18 protein-coding genes are annotated in these 18,473 nt (G+C 40.6%); 9 read left to right on the top strand and 9 right to left on the bottom strand.

What is annotated here, in order from left to right:
- Positions 1 to 3: 3 nt before the first annotated feature.
- From H5058_RS14115 to H5058_RS14100, 4 genes are all read right to left on the bottom strand, one after another.
- On the bottom strand, positions 4 to 1,347 hold the full coding sequence (locus H5058_RS14115) for a Na(+)-translocating NADH-quinone reductase subunit A (RefSeq protein ID WP_182678706.1): 1,344 nt from the start codon (positions 1,345 to 1,347) through the stop codon (positions 4 to 6).
- A gap of 345 nt (positions 1,348 to 1,692) precedes the next feature.
- Positions 1,693 to 2,886: an enoyl-ACP reductase FabV gene (gene fabV, locus H5058_RS14110; RefSeq protein ID WP_086993907.1), complete on the bottom strand. Its 1,194-nt coding sequence runs from the start codon at positions 2,884 to 2,886 to the stop codon at positions 1,693 to 1,695.
- A gap of 116 nt (positions 2,887 to 3,002) precedes the next feature.
- Positions 3,003 to 3,308, bottom strand: coding sequence for a BolA family transcriptional regulator (locus H5058_RS14105; RefSeq protein WP_011328900.1), 306 nt, complete (start codon positions 3,306 to 3,308; stop codon positions 3,003 to 3,005).
- A 62-nt stretch (positions 3,309 to 3,370) separates the two neighbouring features.
- Positions 3,371 to 3,961 (bottom strand): alpha-ketoglutarate-dependent dioxygenase AlkB, encoded by a 591-nt coding sequence (locus tag H5058_RS14100; protein ID WP_182678701.1) that lies wholly within the window; start codon positions 3,959 to 3,961, stop codon positions 3,371 to 3,373.
- Positions 3,962 to 4,004: 43 nt separating this feature from the next.
- On the opposite strand from H5058_RS14100, the gene H5058_RS14095 reads away from it, so the two are divergent.
- Genes H5058_RS14095 through H5058_RS14080 form a run of 4 tightly spaced genes read left to right on the top strand, consistent with a single transcriptional unit; the run spans position 4,005 to position 7,767 of the window.
- A complete protein-coding gene (locus H5058_RS14095; RefSeq protein WP_182678698.1) occupies positions 4,005 to 5,153 on the top strand; it encodes a methyltransferase in 1,149 nt (382 codons plus the stop codon).
- Positions 5,154 to 5,714 (top strand): YajG family lipoprotein, encoded by a 561-nt coding sequence (locus tag H5058_RS14090; protein WP_182678696.1) that lies wholly within the window; start codon positions 5,154 to 5,156, stop codon positions 5,712 to 5,714.
- Positions 5,715 to 5,716: 2 nt separating this feature from the next.
- A complete protein-coding gene (locus tag H5058_RS14085) occupies positions 5,717 to 6,337 on the top strand; it encodes a peptidylprolyl isomerase (protein ID WP_011328904.1) in 621 nt (206 codons plus the stop codon).
- 50 nt (positions 6,338 to 6,387) lie between these two features.
- On the top strand, positions 6,388 to 7,767 hold the full coding sequence (locus H5058_RS14080) for an AmpG family muropeptide MFS transporter (protein WP_182678694.1): 1,380 nt from the start codon (positions 6,388 to 6,390) through the stop codon (positions 7,765 to 7,767).
- Between the two features lie 75 nt (positions 7,768 to 7,842).
- Here the strand turns inward: H5058_RS14080 and H5058_RS14075 are convergent, their stop codons facing one another.
- On the bottom strand, positions 7,843 to 8,082 hold the full coding sequence (locus tag H5058_RS14075; RefSeq protein WP_011328906.1) for a helix-turn-helix domain-containing protein: 240 nt from the start codon (positions 8,080 to 8,082) through the stop codon (positions 7,843 to 7,845).
- A gap of 387 nt (positions 8,083 to 8,469) precedes the next feature.
- Here H5058_RS14075 and H5058_RS14070 point away from each other — a divergent pair, with 387 nt between their 5' ends.
- Positions 8,470 to 8,658 (top strand): hypothetical protein, encoded by a 189-nt coding sequence (locus H5058_RS14070; RefSeq protein ID WP_182678692.1) that lies wholly within the window; start codon positions 8,470 to 8,472, stop codon positions 8,656 to 8,658.
- Between the two features lie 315 nt (positions 8,659 to 8,973).
- Here H5058_RS14070 and erpA read toward each other — a convergent pair whose 3' ends face one another.
- Complete coding sequence (gene erpA / locus H5058_RS14065) at positions 8,974 to 9,312, bottom strand: iron-sulfur cluster insertion protein ErpA (protein ID WP_011328908.1); 339 nt, start codon at positions 9,310 to 9,312, stop codon at positions 8,974 to 8,976.
- A gap of 254 nt (positions 9,313 to 9,566) precedes the next feature.
- Here erpA and H5058_RS14060 point away from each other — a divergent pair, with 254 nt between their 5' ends.
- The 4 genes from H5058_RS14060 to hemL all read left to right on the top strand — a co-directional run bounded on the left by H5058_RS14060 (position 9,567) and on the right by hemL (position 14,151).
- Positions 9,567 to 11,249 carry a chloride channel protein gene (locus H5058_RS14060; protein ID WP_182678690.1) on the top strand — a complete coding sequence of 561 codons (1,683 nt, stop codon included), beginning with the start codon at positions 9,567 to 9,569 and terminating at the stop codon, positions 11,247 to 11,249.
- Between the two features lie 16 nt (positions 11,250 to 11,265).
- Complete coding sequence (locus tag H5058_RS14055; RefSeq protein ID WP_011328910.1) at positions 11,266 to 11,700, top strand: CopD family protein; 435 nt, start codon at positions 11,266 to 11,268, stop codon at positions 11,698 to 11,700.
- 117 nt (positions 11,701 to 11,817) lie between these two features.
- Positions 11,818 to 12,834, top strand: a complete 1,017-nt coding sequence (locus H5058_RS14050) for an aspartate carbamoyltransferase (RefSeq protein WP_011328911.1) — start codon at positions 11,818 to 11,820, stop codon at positions 12,832 to 12,834.
- Between the two features lie 36 nt (positions 12,835 to 12,870).
- Positions 12,871 to 14,151, top strand: a complete 1,281-nt coding sequence (gene hemL, locus H5058_RS14045; protein ID WP_011328912.1) for a glutamate-1-semialdehyde 2,1-aminomutase — start codon at positions 12,871 to 12,873, stop codon at positions 14,149 to 14,151.
- A gap of 74 nt (positions 14,152 to 14,225) precedes the next feature.
- Here hemL and mrcB read toward each other — a convergent pair whose 3' ends face one another.
- The 3 genes from mrcB to H5058_RS14030 all read right to left on the bottom strand — a co-directional run bounded on the left by mrcB (position 14,226) and on the right by H5058_RS14030 (position 18,322).
- Positions 14,226 to 16,568 (bottom strand): penicillin-binding protein 1B, encoded by a 2,343-nt coding sequence (mrcB, locus tag H5058_RS14040; protein ID WP_182678688.1) that lies wholly within the window; start codon positions 16,566 to 16,568, stop codon positions 14,226 to 14,228.
- 176 nt (positions 16,569 to 16,744) lie between these two features.
- On the bottom strand, positions 16,745 to 17,974 hold the full coding sequence (locus H5058_RS14035) for an ammonium transporter (protein WP_011328914.1): 1,230 nt from the start codon (positions 17,972 to 17,974) through the stop codon (positions 16,745 to 16,747).
- A gap of 9 nt (positions 17,975 to 17,983) precedes the next feature.
- Positions 17,984 to 18,322, bottom strand: coding sequence for a P-II family nitrogen regulator (locus tag H5058_RS14030; RefSeq protein WP_011328915.1), 339 nt, complete (start codon positions 18,320 to 18,322; stop codon positions 17,984 to 17,986).
- Positions 18,323 to 18,473: the final 151 nt, after the last annotated feature.

The raw sequence follows: 18,473 nt of genomic DNA, 5'->3' as shown, positions 1-18,473 counted from the left end.
TCTCTAGCCTTCCTTCTCGATCGTAGTTAAGCAATCGCGTAGGGCTGCGCCATACTCGTATTTGCCCGGACAAACGAAGGTACATAACGCTAAATCTTCTTCATCTAGTTCAAGCGCGCCTAATGACATTGCACTGTCTACATCGCGTGACAATAGGTCGCGTAATAATAGAGTTGGCAAAATATCTAACGGCATTACACGCTCATAGCTACCAATTGGTACCATGGCACGTTTTGAACCACCTGTTGACGTTGTCATTTTAAATAAACGACTCGGTGCAAGGTGAGAAATAAAGGTACGCGTTACGGAAAATTTATCACTACCTGGTGCAATCCAACCAAACAATTCTTTTTCGCGACCTTCAAGTAAAACAGATACTTGAACGTGGTAACGACCTAAGAATGCATGAACACCGTTTGAAATAGAACCTGACAATACTGAACCAGAAATAACACGGTTATCACCGTCTTCTAATTCGCCAGCAACTAAATCATCCAATGAAGCACCTAATTGTGTTTTCACTAAACGAGGGTTTTTAACGCGAGGACCTGCAAGAGAAATTACACGATCAGTGTAAATTTCACCGGTAAGGAATAAGTGACCAAAGGCGATAACGTCTTGGTAACCAATATGCCAAACCTGCTTGCTAATAGATACTGCATCAAGATGATGGATATGTGTGCCAACAAGGCCAGCCGGATGCACACCTCTAAACTCATGTACTTCTACTTGAGCTATAGATGAGCTAGGAACTTGGCTACCTGCTTGTTTACAAACAAATACTTTACCGTCGGTTAAACGCGACACAACAGCTAAACCTGCTTCGAATGCTTGCACATTTTCAGCAATAATTACCGCAGGATCTGCAGCAAGTGGATTAGTGTCGATTGCGGTCACAAAAATAGAGCTAGGATTTGCATCCACTGCCGCTACTTTACTGAATGGGCGAGCACGAAGTGCTGTCCACTGACCAGACTGTATAAGTACTTCTTTGGCTTTTTCACGATCTAAGCTCGAAAGCTCGGCATCAGAAAAAGTACCAAAGGTGATTTGCTCACTGCCGTTAACTTCAATAACAACAGATTGCAGTACACGTTTAGCACCACGATTAATTTCTTTTACTGTGCCAGAAGCTGGAGCAGTAAATAATACACCTGGGTTCTTTTTATCTTCAAAAAGTACCTGGCCTTTTTTCACTTGGTCATCCACACGAACATGCATGGTTGGACGCATACCGATAAATTCTTCACCTAGCACAGCTACACGTTTGACGGTAGAACCATCATGAATAACTTGCTGAGGAGCGCCCTCTATGGGTAAGTCCAGACCTTTTTTTATATTGATCATACGCACTTGCACTACATTAACGGAAAGAAACTGAAAAATCGTATCAACCACGTCGCCATATTAACTATAACAAGTTGTGTAAAACTAACTTGCTATAAATACTAAACAAGCAACGCAGTAAAACTCCTCACATATTGCTATGATTTTAACATCATTGTGCAACACTATGCGAGTGTATTTATAAAAATTATACCAGAGAAAGACTTATTTACGCTTGATGTAGCTATTTAATAAAATTCAAGCTAGACCAAAGTTGTACGTTTACTAAGAAACATTATTTTTATAAAAAAATCAGTAATAAAAAAGTCGCACTAGGCGACTTTTCAAACTGTTTTGTACAATTGATTAGTCAATCATATTCGCAATAGGCTGAACAGGGTCAACCTCTTGCTCATAATCAACGCCTTGTATACCAAAACCAAACAAGCGTAAAAACTCATTATGATAACCAACATAATCGGTTAGTTCATCAATGCTACTAGTATCTACTTTATCCCAAATAGCTTGAATACGTGCTTGTACGTCATCTTCTAGCTCTTTATAGTTTTGGAATAAATGACCGCCTTCGTCAAAACGTGGCGTGTCGCCGTATAAGTTTTCGCTAAATAACGCCTGTATTTGCTCAATAGTACCTTCGTAGGTGCCATCGGCTTTCATTACTTTAAATAAAGCAGAAATATACAAAGGCATAATAGGAATAGCCGAGCTAGCTTGTGTTACTACCGCATTAAGTGACGATACATACGCTTCGCCATTTAAATCACTAGTCGAAGCTTTAATAGCAGCCGTTGCACGATCCAAATCTTCTTTTGCTTTACCAATCGTTGCATGCCCGTATATTGGCCATGTTAGCTCTTTACCTATGTAGGTATAAGCAGTGGTTTTGAAGTTATCGGCTAGCACATCGGCTTGTTTTAGTGCATCAATCCACATTTCCCAATCTTCACCGCCCATTACTTTAATAGTATTGTCGATATCATCTTGGTTTGCCGCTTCAACGGTTATTTCATCAATTTCACGCTTTGAGGTATTCAGATTTTTAGTTGTAACTGCATTACCAATTGGCTTAAGCGTAGATGAGAACACTTCACCGGTATTAGGATCGGTACGACGCGGAGACGCTAAGCTGTAAATAATTAAATCTACTTTGCCTAAATCGGCTTTAATAGTATCAATTGCTTTTTGCTTAATTTCGTTTGAGAACGCATCGCCATTAATATTTTTTGACCAAAGGCCTGCTTCGTCTGCAGCATTTTGAAATGCAGCTGTATTGTACCAACCTGCAGAACCCGTTTTGCGCTCAGTGCCTTCTTTTTCAAAGAAAATACCTAATGTTTTAGCACCGCCACCAAACGCCGCAGTAATACGCGATGCAAGGCCATAGCCTGTAGAGGCACCAATAACTAATACATTTTTAGGCGCATTTTTTAATGCACCTTGTTGCTTTACATAATTAATTTGTTCTTGAACATGTTCGCTACAGCCCACTGGGTGGGCATTGGTGCAGATAAATCCACGAATTTTAGGCTTAATGACCATTGATCATCCTATATCTTTACAATAAAAATTAGCGCTAGTTTAAAGGCTAATACTAAAAACACTGATCTGATCAGTTAATCTTGAGTGTAAACATCAATCAAATCGCTATTAATTGTTTAAGCTGACTTAGAGCCACCCATACAATTGGGTGAATCAGGCGCTTCACCATTATGTTCAGCAAACTCATCTGGCGTATAAGTATGAATAGCCAGTGCATGAATATGATTGGCTAATTCATCTTTTAAAATTTCATTAATTTCGCGATGGCGCTGTAATAAGCGCTTACCAGCGAACTCTTCGCTAACCACTATCACTTTAAAATGCGAGTCGCTGCCAGCACTGTGCATATGGCTTTCGTTAATTACATTTAAATGCTTACAGGCAATTGCATCGCTGATTTTTTGTTGAATTTGTTGCTGCATGACATAAACCATTATTGTTACTTATTTATAAGCCCACTATAGCAACTTGCTAAGCCTAATGGCTAACGCTTTATCAAGCGAAAGGTTAAACTTATTCGCGGATGAGCCAAGGTAGTTTGCTTAGCAATAGCGTGTTGATAGTCGCGCTGACTATTGCCACTCATAATTAAACAGCTGCCGCTACGGAGCTTTAAATTAGTAACTTTATTGCTAGCTTTGTGTTTTAGTTTTAATACTCGCTCAGCCCCAAGCGATATACAAACGATAGTAGGTTGATGGCCAAGCTCTGCTTCATCGTCGCTATGCCACCCCATAGTATCGTTACCATCTCTGTAATAATTTACTAATAGTGAATTTAATGGCTGGTTTAAATGCCGCTCTAAACGTTTGCGCATCGCCAGTAAAACATCAGGCCAAGGCTCTACTATTAACTTACTGTGAGAATAACCATACTCAATATTATTTTCACTGATAAAACACTGCAGCCGAGGAATTGGCCCCGTTTTATTGTAAACCGTAACATTAGGCTGCTGCCAACACAGGTTTTGCTGTAAATAGTAGAACAAATCGAGGCTTTTTTGTGCACTAAGCGCCTTACTTTGATAAGAAAAGCCATTTGGTAACAGTTGGGGGTTGGCGTTTGGCCGTTGCATGTTAGAATTTACCTATCATTTGATTACTGATCACTAAACTATTATGACCATGCAAGCACAGCTCGGCGATAAAACCTTTACTCTTGAACGCTTTCCTTTGGATCAAAAAAACCGCAGCTTACAAGCTTGGGATTCAGCCGACGAATATTTAATCGACTATGTTAGCGAACATCATCCTGATTGTCGCTCTTTGCTGATTTTAAATGATAGTTTTGGCGCGCTTTCTTGTTATTTTAGCCACAAGCAATTAACTGTTTGTTCAGTAAACGACTCTTATATTAGCCACCAAGCAGTAGCTTATAACTTAGCAGAGAATAAAATACCTGCTATTACCTTTAGCCAGCTCGATAGTTTATCGGCTTTACCTGAACAAGTTGATTTGGTACTTATAAAAGTGCCACGCACATTAGGCTTTTTACAGTATCAACTGTCTGAGCTTAGCGAAGTGCTTGCACCCGGAACGCCTGTTATTGCCGCGGCAAAAACAAAAGATGTGCATAATTCAACAATTAAAGCGTTTGAGCAGTTTATTGGCGAAACAAAAACAAGTTTAGCGGTTAAAAAGTCACGCTTAATTATAAGCCACGCACAAGGTGGGTATAAAGCCGCTGATTTTCCGGTAAATTGGCCACTTGAAGGCACTGACTTTACTATTAGTAACCATGCAAATGTGTTTTCGCGTGATTCATTAGATATTGGCGCACGGTTCTTTTTTAACTACTTACCAGAAACCAATAAAGCTAAAAGCATTATTGATTTAGGCTGTGGTAATGGCGTGGTGGGTTTAATGGCATTATCGCGTTGCCCAAATGCAAATATTACTTTTGTTGATGAGTCGTATATGGCCGTTGAATCGGCACGCTTGAATGTAGAGCTCAATATGGAAGCTAAATATGAGCAATGTTCATTTGTTGAAAATGACTGTTTATCGGGATTTGAGCGCGACAGTGTTGATATGGTGCTATGTAACCCGCCATTTCATCAAGCTCAAGCGGTTACCGACCACATTGCATGGCAAATGTTTAAAGAAGCAAAAGATACTTTAAAAGAAGGTGGCGAATTGCGTATTATTGGCAACCGTCATTTAGATTACCACGACAAACTAAACCGTATGTTTGGTAACTGTAAGCTACTAGGTTCTAACAAAAAGTTTGTTGTACTTAGTGCCACAAAAAATACCGGAATGTTATAAATGCAAATTATAAAATACCTTTTACCTTGGTTGGTGTTTTTGGCACTGCCTGCATGTAGTAATCAGCCAAATCAGATAATACTTAATCCTGTTTATAAAAATGGGCAAATAAGTTCAATCAACAACAGCTTAAGTACCAGTGTAATTGATTTAAGAGGCGATACTGCCACCTTAAAACTTATAGAGTCTGACAAAACTAAAACTTTTGCCAGCCATGGTATTACAGCCTCAGTAAAAAGTGCGCTCGACAGCGCCCTAAGTCGTAACGGTGCCAGCATTTCTAACTTAGCCACGGTGCGCTTTGAAGTAGATATTCATGCTTTGCAAGCAGTTGTTACCGAAAAACTAATGAGCCATACCAGCGCGGCTTCTATAGAGTTTGGCGTGCGGGTTATTCGCGCTACCAGTAACTTTAGCAAAGTATACCGAGGCAATGCTAACTTAGCAGGGCCGCTGGGGCACGACAGAGCAAAAATAGAAGGTCAGCTTAATAAGTTGACTGAGCAAATTATTACCCGCATTGTATCTGATCCTGAATTAATAGAATTTTTAGAAGGTTAACAATGAAACGACTTTTTTTAATCTGCTTAAGCCTATTCTTTAGTACCACTACGCTTGCTGCTCAAGAAGGCCGTTTTGTACAAAAAGATAATATTTTTCCGCGTGTTGAAATAGTCACTTCACTGGGTAGCATAGTGATTGAGCTTGACCGCTCTAAAGCCCCCATTACTGCAAATAACTTTTTAACCTACGTAATGGATAAAAGCTATCAAGGCAGTGTGTTTCATCGTATTGAGCGTGATGTAGAAAACGACCGTGACTTTGTTATTCAAGGTGGCGGCTACGATAAAGACTACGATGGACTACACGAAAACGATCCTATTTTTAACGAAAGCGGTAATGGCTTAAAAAACGATATGTATAGCATAGCTATGGCGTATCAAGACCGTCAACCTCATTCAGGAACGCGCCAATTCTTTTTTAATATGGACGATAACGACCATTTAAACCCTGGCAGAGAATGGGGGTTTGCGGTATTTGGCAATGTAATGGACGGCTACGACACGCTAGATAAAATTATGGCGGTAAAAACCGGATTTAACGAAAAAATTGGCTACGACTTTGTACCCAAAGAGCCTGTAGTCATTTTAAATATTAAATTACTTGAACAAGTTCCCCTGTAACTATTAAAAGAGCAGCCTAGCTGCTCTGTGTTAAAGCCAATGAAGGCCCTATGAGCAAAACACTCTCTATTCGCGAATATTTTTCTTATTTTAAAGACAAACGCCTTATCAATATTTTTATATTTGGTATGAGTAGTGGTTTTCCATGGGTGCTGATTGGCTCTGTAATGTCGGCATGGCTAAAAGACGAAGGCTTAAGCCGCAGTATGATTGGCTTATTTGGCATTGTGTTTGGCGCTTACAGCATTAACTTTTTATGGTCGCCGTTAATTGATCGTACCAAACTACCCTTTTTATACAAATGGTTAGGCCAACGCCGAAGCTGGATACTGTTTTGCCAAAGCTTTATTTTACTTGGCACACTGCTATTAGCAGGGCTTGATTTAAAAGCCAATTTAGCGCTCGTCGCCGCACTTTGTTTATTAATAGCCATAGCCTCTGCCACTCAAGATATTGCTATTGACGCTTTTAGAATAGACGCTCTGGGCGAAAATGAATCTCACAAAGCGACCGCCGCCGCTGCCATGGCAACCTCGGGTTGGTGGTCGGGTTATGCGCTACTTGGGGCCATTCCGTTTTATATGGCCGATATACCTTCGATAGATTGGCCGCAAGTATACTACTTTTTATCCGCCATAATGCTGCTACTAATGAGCTGTGTATTTTGGGCAAAAGAACCCGAATCAAACCGCGAAGCAGTGCACGCTGAGCTTGAGCGGGTATACCTTGAAAAACTTGCCGCCAGCAAGCAAACACCATTAACTAAAACACTCGCTTGGCTTGCAGTTACTGTGGTTGATCCGTTTAAAACCTTTTTTGCTAAAAATGGCGTTAAAACCGCGTTGGCACTGCTTGCATTTATTTTCTTATTTAAAATTGGCGAAGCGTTTTTAGCTCGCATGTCGATTGTATTTTATAAAGAGGTTGGCTTTAGTAATACCCAAATAGCCAATTACTCTAAGCTAGGCACCGGATTAATTACCATCGTATTTGCCTTTTTAGGCAGTATTTTTAATCATCAATACGGCATTGTTAAAGGCTTATTTATTAGTGGTGTGGCAATGGCGGCATCTAATTTAATGTTTTCTTGGATTGCACTTGCCGGCCCACAAGAGCATTTATACGCCATGGCTATTGTGGTTGATGGTTTTACTCAGGCATGGTCGCTAGTAGCTATGGTGGCATTTATATCCATGCTATGCGATAGAGCATTTAGTGCAACACATTATGCGTTACTTGCGTCGCTGGGTAATTTAGGGCGTACTTTACTGTCGAGTTACAGTGGGGTAGTAATAGATGATTGGCTAGCGGGTAACTGGTCGCTATTTTTTATTCTTACGGCATTAATGGTGTTGCCATCGTTGATATTTTTATACTTAATTCGTCATAAACTGTATCAGCTAGAGCGTAATTATCACCAAAATACTTAAACTCAATACTTAAAATAAATTATTTACTTGGCATATTTAAAGGTGCATTAAAATATGCCAAGTAACTTGCGGCTATTAATCAACTTTAAGTAAGTTTAATGCCTCATGCGGATCAACTTCGAGTGCATTACAGTAGCGCACAAATTCAATTACATCTAAGCGGCGCTCTTGGTTTTCAATTTTGCCAATAAACGAATGTGGTGTGCCTAATAACTGCGCTAAACTACGCATTGTATGCCCTTTGTCATGACGTTTACTTTTAAGCCATTTGGTCAGTTTTGCATTTTCTTCTGATGAAACTGTTTTACCCATCATGTACATCTCCTACTTAATGCGGTGTAAATACTAATTGATGCAATTTATTAATAGCGCTCAGTGAGTACACTGCACAACAGCCTAATTAGGCATTGATTGCAACTCAACTTTACTAATTACTCATTGTGAGCTAAAAAACGCTATAAATAATACTTACTTATTGTGGTGGTGAATGAAATTTTGCCCGTCTCATTCTTATACATTGTATACTATTAACCCATTGGTAAAATGGCTAATTACATTCGGCACAGGTTAAATAATGAATATATATTTACCAAGCCTGAATAGATAGCTTAAACCATTAATAAATATTTGTAACAATTTTGTTCCATTTTAGTGTTACATGTTTATGCTTAATCAATAACGAGCACCCTAAAAGGCTAAATAATGTTCAGGCTACTTTTTTTACTTCCTATTATGCTGTGCTTAGGCTGGTGTTTTTTTCTTCGCCACCATGGTGTGCCTATTAAAAAAGGCAAAAGAGGCTTTGTATATATACTCGCGTTTTCTACTTTTGTACTTGGCTTTTTTATATTAATGATGCAAATAACCGAATTCACTCCTAGCGAATTTTAGGCATTAAAAAAGCCGCAAAAGCGGCTTTAATATTTTATTGTTTACCCAGGGTTTGTTGACCTTTGCGGGTTAATATTTGTTCCAACTAGGGGCAATTTAATCGCGGCGCTAGGTTTGTAACCTAGTGGGCCAAGTAAAAACCGAGCAACAAAGAGTTAATTGCCCCTAGGCAGAACCCTTCGGGCAGCGCCTGTTTGGCATTAATGCTACGTTATCGCCTATTTATGGGGAATAACCACACCACATAGGCTCTGCCTTGCCTAAACACCAAACAGACTGCTGCAAATTTAACCTTGAAAGATCAACAGACCCTTGTTAAATAGTAAAGCTTGAACCACAGCCACAGGTTGTAGTTGCATGAGGATTAGTTACAAAAAAGCGTGCGCCTTCTAATCCTTCAGTGTAATCAACTTCACCGTCTACTAAATATTGTAAACTCATCGGATCAACCACCAGCATCACGCCATTTTTGACGATTTCTAAATCACCTGGATTGGCCTTTTCATCAAAGGTAAAACCGTACTGAAAACCAGAACAACCACCACCCGTTACATATACGCGTAATTTAAGTTCTGGATTTTCTTCTTCATCGATTAACTGTTTAACACGATCGGCTGCCGCGTCAGTGAACTTAATTGGTAATTCTTCAGACATTTTAAAAACCCTCAATATCGTAATGCCGTGATTATCTAATACCCGAGTGTTTTAATCAAGTATAGTAAAATAAAGGTTGCAGGCACTCGCTGCTGTTAGTAGCAAACTAAACCTAAATATTGAGTCCAGCATCGCTTATTTGCGTATTTTAACGTTAACTTTTCTATAAATGTAATTATTTTACAAAATCACAACGACTTAGCGAGTGGCTTTTGCTAAAATGACCGCTGAAAAATGCTGCGGGGAAATAAAGCATGTGGCTTGAGCAACTCAGGCGTCGATTAGCCAAACCTAAAACATCCGTACAATTATGCTTATTAGGCGTAAGTGCCGGATTAATAGCTGCATTTTTTATTATTTTATTTCGCTTAACGATTCTTTTTTTTCAAAGTATATTTTTAGAAACTCCCGACGACTTTACCACCCTCCCCACTTTAGAACGCGTATTAATGCCCCTTATTGCGGCACTCTTAATTGCGCTTTTTGCGGCTTTTACTGGCTTTAAACATTATCGCTTGGGTATTCCGTTTGTAATTCATCGTATTAAACGCCATTACGGGCAAATGCCACTGTATAACACCCTAAACCAATTTGTTGGTGGTGCATTGGCCCTGATCAGCGGCTTTTCGGTGGGGCGCGAAGGACCTTCGGTGCATTTAGGTGCAACTGGGGCAAGTATCTTAGCAACTAAACTGCACTTACCTCATAATGCCATGCGTACCCTTAGTGGCTGTGGCATTGCAGCTGGTATTTCCGCCTCGTTTAACACGCCGTTAGCAGCGGTTATTTTTGTAATGGAAGTAGTACTTCGAGAATACAAAGTACATATATTTGTGCCAATTATGCTTGCAGCTGTTACTGGCGCTTTAGCAACCCAATTTGTATTTGGCGAAGGCTCAGAGTTAGCACTTATAAGCATTGCTCCGTTAAGTGGCTGGCATTACCCGTACTTAATACTGTGTGGCATGGCGCTGGGCGCAATAGCCTATAGTTTTAATCAAAACTTAATGTTAATTATTAAAACGTTTAAACCACTTAGCATGTTTCCTCGCTTACTTATTGCTGGCTGTATTGCCAGCTTAATTGCGTATACCGTCCCCCAAGCTATGGGGTCGGGTATGAGTGCGATAACTATTGCGGTTGAATCCCCTGAAGACATGCAATTATTAACTACTATTTTAATTGCTAAGTTACTCGCCACATTATTTGCGATAGGTTTGGGTATTCCCGGTGGTTTAATTGGACCGGTTATAGGGCTGGGGGTTTTAATTGGCACTTTAATGGCCTTTTTTGCCCAGTTTATTAGCCCAGGTACAGATATAGCAGGCACTTATGGTGTACTTGGCATGGCAGGATTATTAGCAGCAACGCTGCATGCACCGCTTGCGGCTTTAACCACAGTGATGGAGCTCACTTCGTCTCCAGAAATAATAGTGCCTGCAATGATAGTTATTACCACCGCTTATGTTACCGCGCTGCAAGTGTTTGGTAATCGCTCGATATTTTTACAACAGCTGGATTTTCAAGAGTTACCTTACCAGGTATCTCCCGCTACTGAGGCACTACAAAAAGTAGGGGTAATGGATGAAATGGATGAAGACTTTAAGTTGCTTTACTCCGACGATAAACAGCAAATAAAAAACACCCTTGATGCGATGGACAGCCAAACCCCATTAATTGTATTTGATGAAGAAAATGGTTACCGATTGGCTGAATATGACTTGAGCTTAATGTCGGATCAAGCAACTAACCTTAGCTATATTAGTTTGGCCGGTATTAGCAGCCAAGCCACTTTAGCTGATGCCTTTGAGCTATTAAATGATAAGCGCAGTGGCGCATTGTATGTATATAACTTATTAGATAATCAACAAATTATGGGATTATTACGTTGGGATCAAATCCATCATATTTTAACCATTCGTAACAGCTTACTTTAATTAAAATGAGGGTAATATGAGCGCATTATTAATTTACAAAACCTTGCATATATTTTTTATGATTGCCTGGTTTGCCGGTATTTTTTACTTACCACGGTTATTTGTGTACCACGCTATGAGCGAAGAAAGGGCATGCAACTCTATGCTTAAAGTAATGGAACGTAGGCTGCTTTTTTTTGTCACTCCGTTTGCCGTGTTAACCGCGGTATTTGGTGTACTCACTATAGTTGAATATGGCCGCGATTGGTTTAAGTACAGCATGTGGTTGCATTATAAACTAGTGCTAGTAATTATTTTATACCTATACCATGGTTACTGTTTTAAGCTTTTAGCTGATTTTAAACATGACCGTAACACTAAAAGTGACCGTTTTTATCGTATTTTTAATGAGTTACCCGTTATAGCACTATTAATAATAGTGGCACTGGCGGTAATAAAACCCAGTTTATAATAAAATGTTTCTAGGTAATTTACTCTGCCAACTAGCTAAGTAACTTTGCTATAATATGCGCGATTGCGTGCTCCTTTAAGGATTATCGCGCCTTTTTGAATAAGTAGGAATAACCCCATGTTAAGTTTCCAAGGTGAAAATATACTCTCAGTTAATCAACTCGACAGAGACTGTATTGAACGTATATTTGCAGTAGCTAAAAAAATGGAACCCTACGCTAAAAAACAAAAGCGTACTAACGTGCTAGAAGGTGCCATTTTAGCCAACTTATTTTTTGAACCTAGCACACGCACACGCGTAAGCTTTGGCACCGCTTTTAACTTACTCGGCGGACTCGTTCGCGAAACAACCGGCATGCAAAGCTCAGCGCTCGCTAAAGGCGAGTCGCTTTACGACACCGCCCGTGTTATTTCGGCGTATGCCGATGCTGTCGCTATGCGCCACCCCGATGCAGGTTCGGTAAGTGAATTTGCAACAGGCTGCTCAATCCCTGTGATTAATGGTGGCGATGGCCCTAACGAGCACCCCACTCAAGCACTGCTCGATTTATTAACCATTGAGCGTGAGCTTAACCGTTTTGAGCAAAACATAGATGGTATGCACATTGCACTAGTAGGCGATTTAAAATATGGTCGCACTGTGCACTCTTTATCAAAACTATTATGCCACTATAAAAACGTGAAATTCTCGATGGTTGCACCTGATGGTCTACAAATGCCTAGCTATATATTAGATGCAGTAGATAATGCAGGTCATAAAATTGAATTGGTAAACAAAATGGAAGGTAACTTAGCTGCCGACATAGTTTATCAAACGCGTATTCAAGAAGAGCGCTTTCCTTCGCAAGAAGAAGCCAACAAATACCGTGGTGGGTTTAGAATTAGTCAATCAATTTACACTGCACATTGCAAACCTAATTCAGTGTTAATGCACCCGCTACCACGCGATAGTCGCCTAGAAGCCAACGAGCTGGATAACGACTTAAACGCAAATGACAATTTAGCTATATTTCGCCAAGTACAAAATGGCGTATTAATTCGTATGGCACTGTTTGCTTTAACCCTCGGCGTAGAAAACAAAGTCGAGCAGTATGAAGTAGACGTACCTTGGTTTAGCCGCAAACGCGATAGCTAAACCCACTTTTTTTGTGACAAAACAATAGGATTTTTCATGACAATTAGCCAAGACTTATTTGCACGCGCTCAAGCTTCTATTCCTGGTGGCGTAAATTCACCAGTACGTGCTTTTAATGGTGTAGGCGGCACACCGCTATTTATCACTAAAGCTGAGGGTGCGTTTACATTTGACGCCGATGGTAATCGCTATATCGATTATGTTGGCTCTTGGGGGCCTATGATCATGGGCCATAACCACCCTGCAATTAAACAAGCAGTACACGACGCGGTAGAAAACGGCCTAAGTTATGGCGCGCCTACCGAAGCCGAAATTTTAATGGCTGAAAAAGTAAAAGAGCTAGTACCATCAATCGAAAAAGTACGTATGGTTAGCTCAGGCACAGAAGCCACCATGAGCGCTATTCGCTTAGCGCGTGGTTTTACTGGACGCGATAAAATACTTAAGTTTGAAGGCTGTTACCACGGCCATGCCGACTCATTATTAGTTAAAGCAGGCTCTGGAGCATTGACTATGGGCGTGCCTAATTCACCGGGCATTCCTGAAGATTTTGCAAAACATACGCTTACTGTATCGTTTAATAATTTAGATGAAGTGAAAGCTATTTTTGCTAAATATGCCGACGAAATTGCATGCATTATTGTTGAGCCTGTTGCTGGTAACATGAACTGTATTCCACCGGTTCCGGGATTTTTAGAAGGTTTGCGCGACGTTTGTGACGAATACAAATCGGTACTTATTTTTGACGAAGTAATGACCGGGTTTCGAGTTGCACTTGGCGGCGCACAAGCCTACTACAATATAAAACCAGACTTAACCTGTTTAGGTAAAGTAATTGGCGGCGGCATGCCAGTGGGCGCTTTTGGCGGCAAAACCGAAATTATGGATTATATTGCACCGGTTGGCCCAGTTTATCAGGCGGGTACATTGTCGGGTAACCCAATTGCCATGGCTGCAGGTTTAAAATCGCTAGAGTTATTAAGCGAGCCAGGCTTACATGCAAAACTAGAAGCAACCAGTAAAGCAATTTGTGAAGGCTTTGAAGCCGGTGCTAAAAAAGCAGGCATTGCATTAACCACTAATTACGCCGGTGGCATGTATGGTTTTTTCTTTACTGATGCTGAAAAAGTAACAACTTACAAACAAGCTACTGAGTGTGATTTAGAGCGTTTTAAACGTTTTTTCCACCTGATGCTTGAAGAAGGTGTTTACTTAGCCCCCTCTGCTTTTGAAGCAGGCTTTGTATGTGCAGCGCACAACGAGCAAGAAATAAAAGATACCATTGCAGCCGCAGAGCGCGCGTTTGCTAAGCTGTAAAACATCAGTTTTATTCAGCCAATAAAAAAAGCCCTAACGGGCTTTTTTTATGTCTTGTAGTTATTCAAAACTGCTTAACGAATACACTGCGGCCTTGGTTCAAATTCACTGGCTCTCAGTGGTAGCTGAATAACTTTGCCGCACCCTGGTGGCGCTTGTTTACCCGTTAGCTCGTTAATAAACGCCCAGCGAATTGAAGGAGGACGAGTATCGGCTATCGCTTCGGGATTTAGCGGTTTTAAATAACGAATATAGGTCTCTAAAGCCCCTACACTACCGGTTAAGCCGGTACTTTTGTTATCATCTCGGCCTAGCCAAGCAACAGTCACTGTGTTTTGATCAAACCCGGCAAACCAGCTATCGCGTAAATCGTTACTAGTGCCCGTTTTACCCGCAAGTTGAATCGACGGAAAGTGTAAGTTTAACCGTTTTGCGGTGCCATCTTTAGTCACTCGTTTCATTGCGTATTTTGTCATGTACATGGCATCTTTAGCAAAACGCGGCTCAGATTTCACCTCATGCTTATACAATACTTTGCCTATTGAGTCGGTTAACGCAGAAATAGCGGTTAACTTTCTATATTCGCCATCGGCAGCAATGGTTGTGTACAATTGTGCTACCTCAAAACTAGACATTTCAAGTGCCCCCAATAACAACGATGGGTATTCGTTAATTCTTCCCTGCGCGCCTAACCCTCTTAGTGTATTTGCAACTTTATCTACCCCTACATCAAGGCCAAGATTTACCGCAGGTATATTTATACTGCGACTAAAAGCTTTGTATAACGGGATCGCTCCGCGAAATTGACGATCGTAGTTTTCAGGTTGCCATACTTTACCTTGCTCATTGGTAACTTGCACCGGTGAGTCGTCAAGTAAAGTGGCTAGGTTATAATGTGGTAACTGCAGCGCGCTTAAATACACCGCAGGCTTAACTAATGAGCCAATATTACGTTTGGTATCAAGTACTCGGTTAAAGCCTGAATAACGCACATCGCGCCCAGAAACTAATGCCGATACGCCACCTTTTTCTACGTTAACTGAGATCATCGCCGCTTCAAGCGCGCGAGTATTAGGGCGTTTTTCTAAATAAGGCAAACTTGCCTGAATCGACTCTTCCATTGCCGTTTGTTTTTGTAAGTCAAAATAGGTAAACACACGAACACCGGCATCTAACACATTTTGATCGGGCAATAACTGCTTGAGTTCACGATTTACTAGTTCTAAATAACCTGGGTACGATTTTTGTAAACTGGCTTTCATTGGCGCTATATTCAAAGGACGTTTTAATGCAGCGCGGTATTCATTAGTACTCAAAAGTTTGTCTTCAACCATTAAGCGCAGCACTAAGTCACGACGTTCCATTGTGCGCTCTTCGTAACGACGTGGATTGTAATAAGACGGCCCTTTTACCATAGCCACCAGCAGCGCTATTTGATCGTACTCTAGCTCATCTACTGGTTTAGAAAAGTAAAATTCAGCAGCCAAGCCCATACCATGTACACCTTGGTTATAAGACTGCCCTAAATATACTTCATTTAAATACGCTTCAAGTATTTGATCTTTTGAATAACGGTAATCTAAAATAAGCGCAATAAACGCTTCGTTTATTTTTCGTGTAAGTGAGCGCTCTCGGGTTAAGTAAATATTTTTAGCCAGTTGTTGCGTTAGCGTACTGCCGCCCTGAACTGTTCGCCCAGCACGAATATTACTATACAACGCACGTAAAATAGAAAATACCGATACGCCGTGGTGCTGATAAAAATTACGATCTTCAACCACTAAAAGCGTGTCTTTTAGCATTGCCGGAAATTTATCCAGCGGTACAAATTCACGGTCTTGTTTAGAGTCGTTACCTATACGCGCTATTTGCACCGGCTCCAGCCTAGCGTTGTTTAAACGCCGACCAAACTTGTCTTTAATACTAGCAATTTTTTGCCCGCCAAAACGCAGTTCAATTATATGCGCCTGTTCTAGCGCGTCATAAAATTCAAAATCGCGACGATATATTTTAATGCTGTTGGCAGTTTTAACATATTGCCCTGTACGACTTAACCTATTAACGGCTGAGTAGTTTAGCCGCTCTAACTCCCAAATAACCTCTTGGCTTGATAAGAACTGCCCGGGGTAAAACGCCATCGAGCGTGCATAAACTTGCGCAGGAAGCTGCCATTTATTACCTTCAAATTGACGAGTTATTTTTGCATCGAGGTAAATAAAATAAAGCGCCATAGCAATAAATGTCGCTAAACTAAGTTTCCAAAAAATAGACCATAGTTTATTGAGTAAAGATCGCTGAGCAACTGATGATTTGTTTTTTGTACTTTTTTTAGCGCCGTTACGCGGTGTACTTTTAGAGGGTTTAGCGCTGCGCTTTGTGGGGGTTTTACCTGTCGGTGTTTTTTTGTTATCAGCCATTTAAATGTAATTTATTCCAAGGTTTATTTTACGGACGTGAGCTTAGCATAGTCACCTACTAGTTCACCATTATAAGGTAAATTAACAACCCATCTTAGCAGCACTAAAGTTAACCTCCCCTGAAATAAAAAAGCGCTACCTAAGTAGCGCTTTGGACAACACACAATAACTTAAATTTAATTACTACGAACCGATACAAATTCTGGGTAGGCGTCAATGCCACAATCGTGTTGATCCATACCGTTTAGCTCTTCTTCTTCGGTAACCCTAATGCCCATAGTATGCTTTAAGATTGCCCACACCAGCAGCGAAGAAATAAACACAAAACCAATAATACACAACAAGCCTATTAACTGAGTTACCAAGTTTGCCTCGGCGTTTGTCACAGGTACTAGCATAATACCAAGTACTCCACATACGCCATGCACAGAAATAGCGCCAACTGGGTCGTCTATTTTTGCCTTATCAAGTATAACAATACTAAATACCACTAATGAGCCGCCTAATAACCCTAATAAACACGCCATCAATGGTGAAGGTGAAAGCGGATCGGCGGTAATCACAACCAGCCCAGCTAACGCGCCATTTAATACCATAGTTAAATCGGCTTTACCCCATAATGCTTTACAAACAAATAGTGCTGAAACAGCCCCCATTGCAGCAGCAGCATTGGTGTTTAATAAAATCTTTCCTACAGCAGTCGCGTTTTCTGCATCTGATATAAGTAGCTGCGAGCCGCCGTTAAAACCAAACCAGCCCATCCATAAAATAAACGTACCTAACGTTGCCAAAGGCAAGTTTGACCCCGGAATTGGGTATATTTCGCCATTTTTACCATATTTTCCTTTACGTGCACCCAGTAATAATACGCCAGCTAATGCCGCTGATGCGCCGGTTGCATGCACTATTGCTGAGCCCGCGAAGTCAACAAAACCCATTGCCGATAAAAATCCAGAGCCCCAAGTCCAGTAACCCTCAATAGGATATATAAGCCCAGTTAACACCAAGGTAAACACCAAAAATGCCCACAACTTCATGCGCTCAGCCACCGCACCCGAGACAATAGACATAGCCGTGGCAACAAAAACAACTTGAAAGAAAAAATCAGATTCTAGAGAGTGATCAGCATCAGCGGCTTGTGTACCAATTAAGCCACCAAATGAAGGAATGATGCCTCCCTCGGTATTCCCTACATACATAATATTGTAACCAACGAGTAAAAACATGGTGCATGCAATTGAATACAAGGCGATATTTTTAGTTAATATTTCTGTGGTGTTTTTTGAGCGTACTAAACCCGCTTCTAGCATGGCAAACCCTGCGGCCATCCACATTACTAATATGCCACAAATTAAAAAATAAAAGGTGTCGAGCGAAAACTTTAGTTCTATCAGTGTACTTTCCATAAATCCCCCTTAAAGTGCATCTTCATCAAGTTCGCCCGTACGAATACGAACAATTTGATCTAGGTCGTACACAAAAATCTTACCGTCACCTATTTTTCCGGTGCCTGCAACTTGCGTAATTGAGTCAACTACGCGTTGGCAGTTTTCAGTACGAGTGGCAATTTCGAGTTTAATTTTAGGAATAAAATCAACTTGGTATTCAGCCCCACGATACAATTCGGTATGACCACGTTGTCGACCAAAGCCTTTTACATCAACAACTGTCATCCCTTCTATGCCTAAATCAGCGAGTGCTGTACGCACTTCATCTAATTTAAATGGCTTGATGATTGCACTAATCATTTTCATTTTAGTCCCCTTAGGACACGTTATTGTTTTTCTTAGTTAATACAATCCAAGCTTTATGCCATTTTTATATGGCAATAAAAAACAATAACTTATAAAAATATTTTATATTTAAAACAAAAAAACGCACCAAATTGGTGCGTTTTTTTGTTTT

This window comes from Pseudoalteromonas sp. SR45-4, from assembly GCF_014163535.1.
Lineage (GTDB): Bacteria > Pseudomonadota > Gammaproteobacteria > Enterobacterales > Alteromonadaceae > Pseudoalteromonas > Pseudoalteromonas nigrifaciens.
This window is presented reverse-complemented; position numbering and strand designations above follow the sequence as displayed.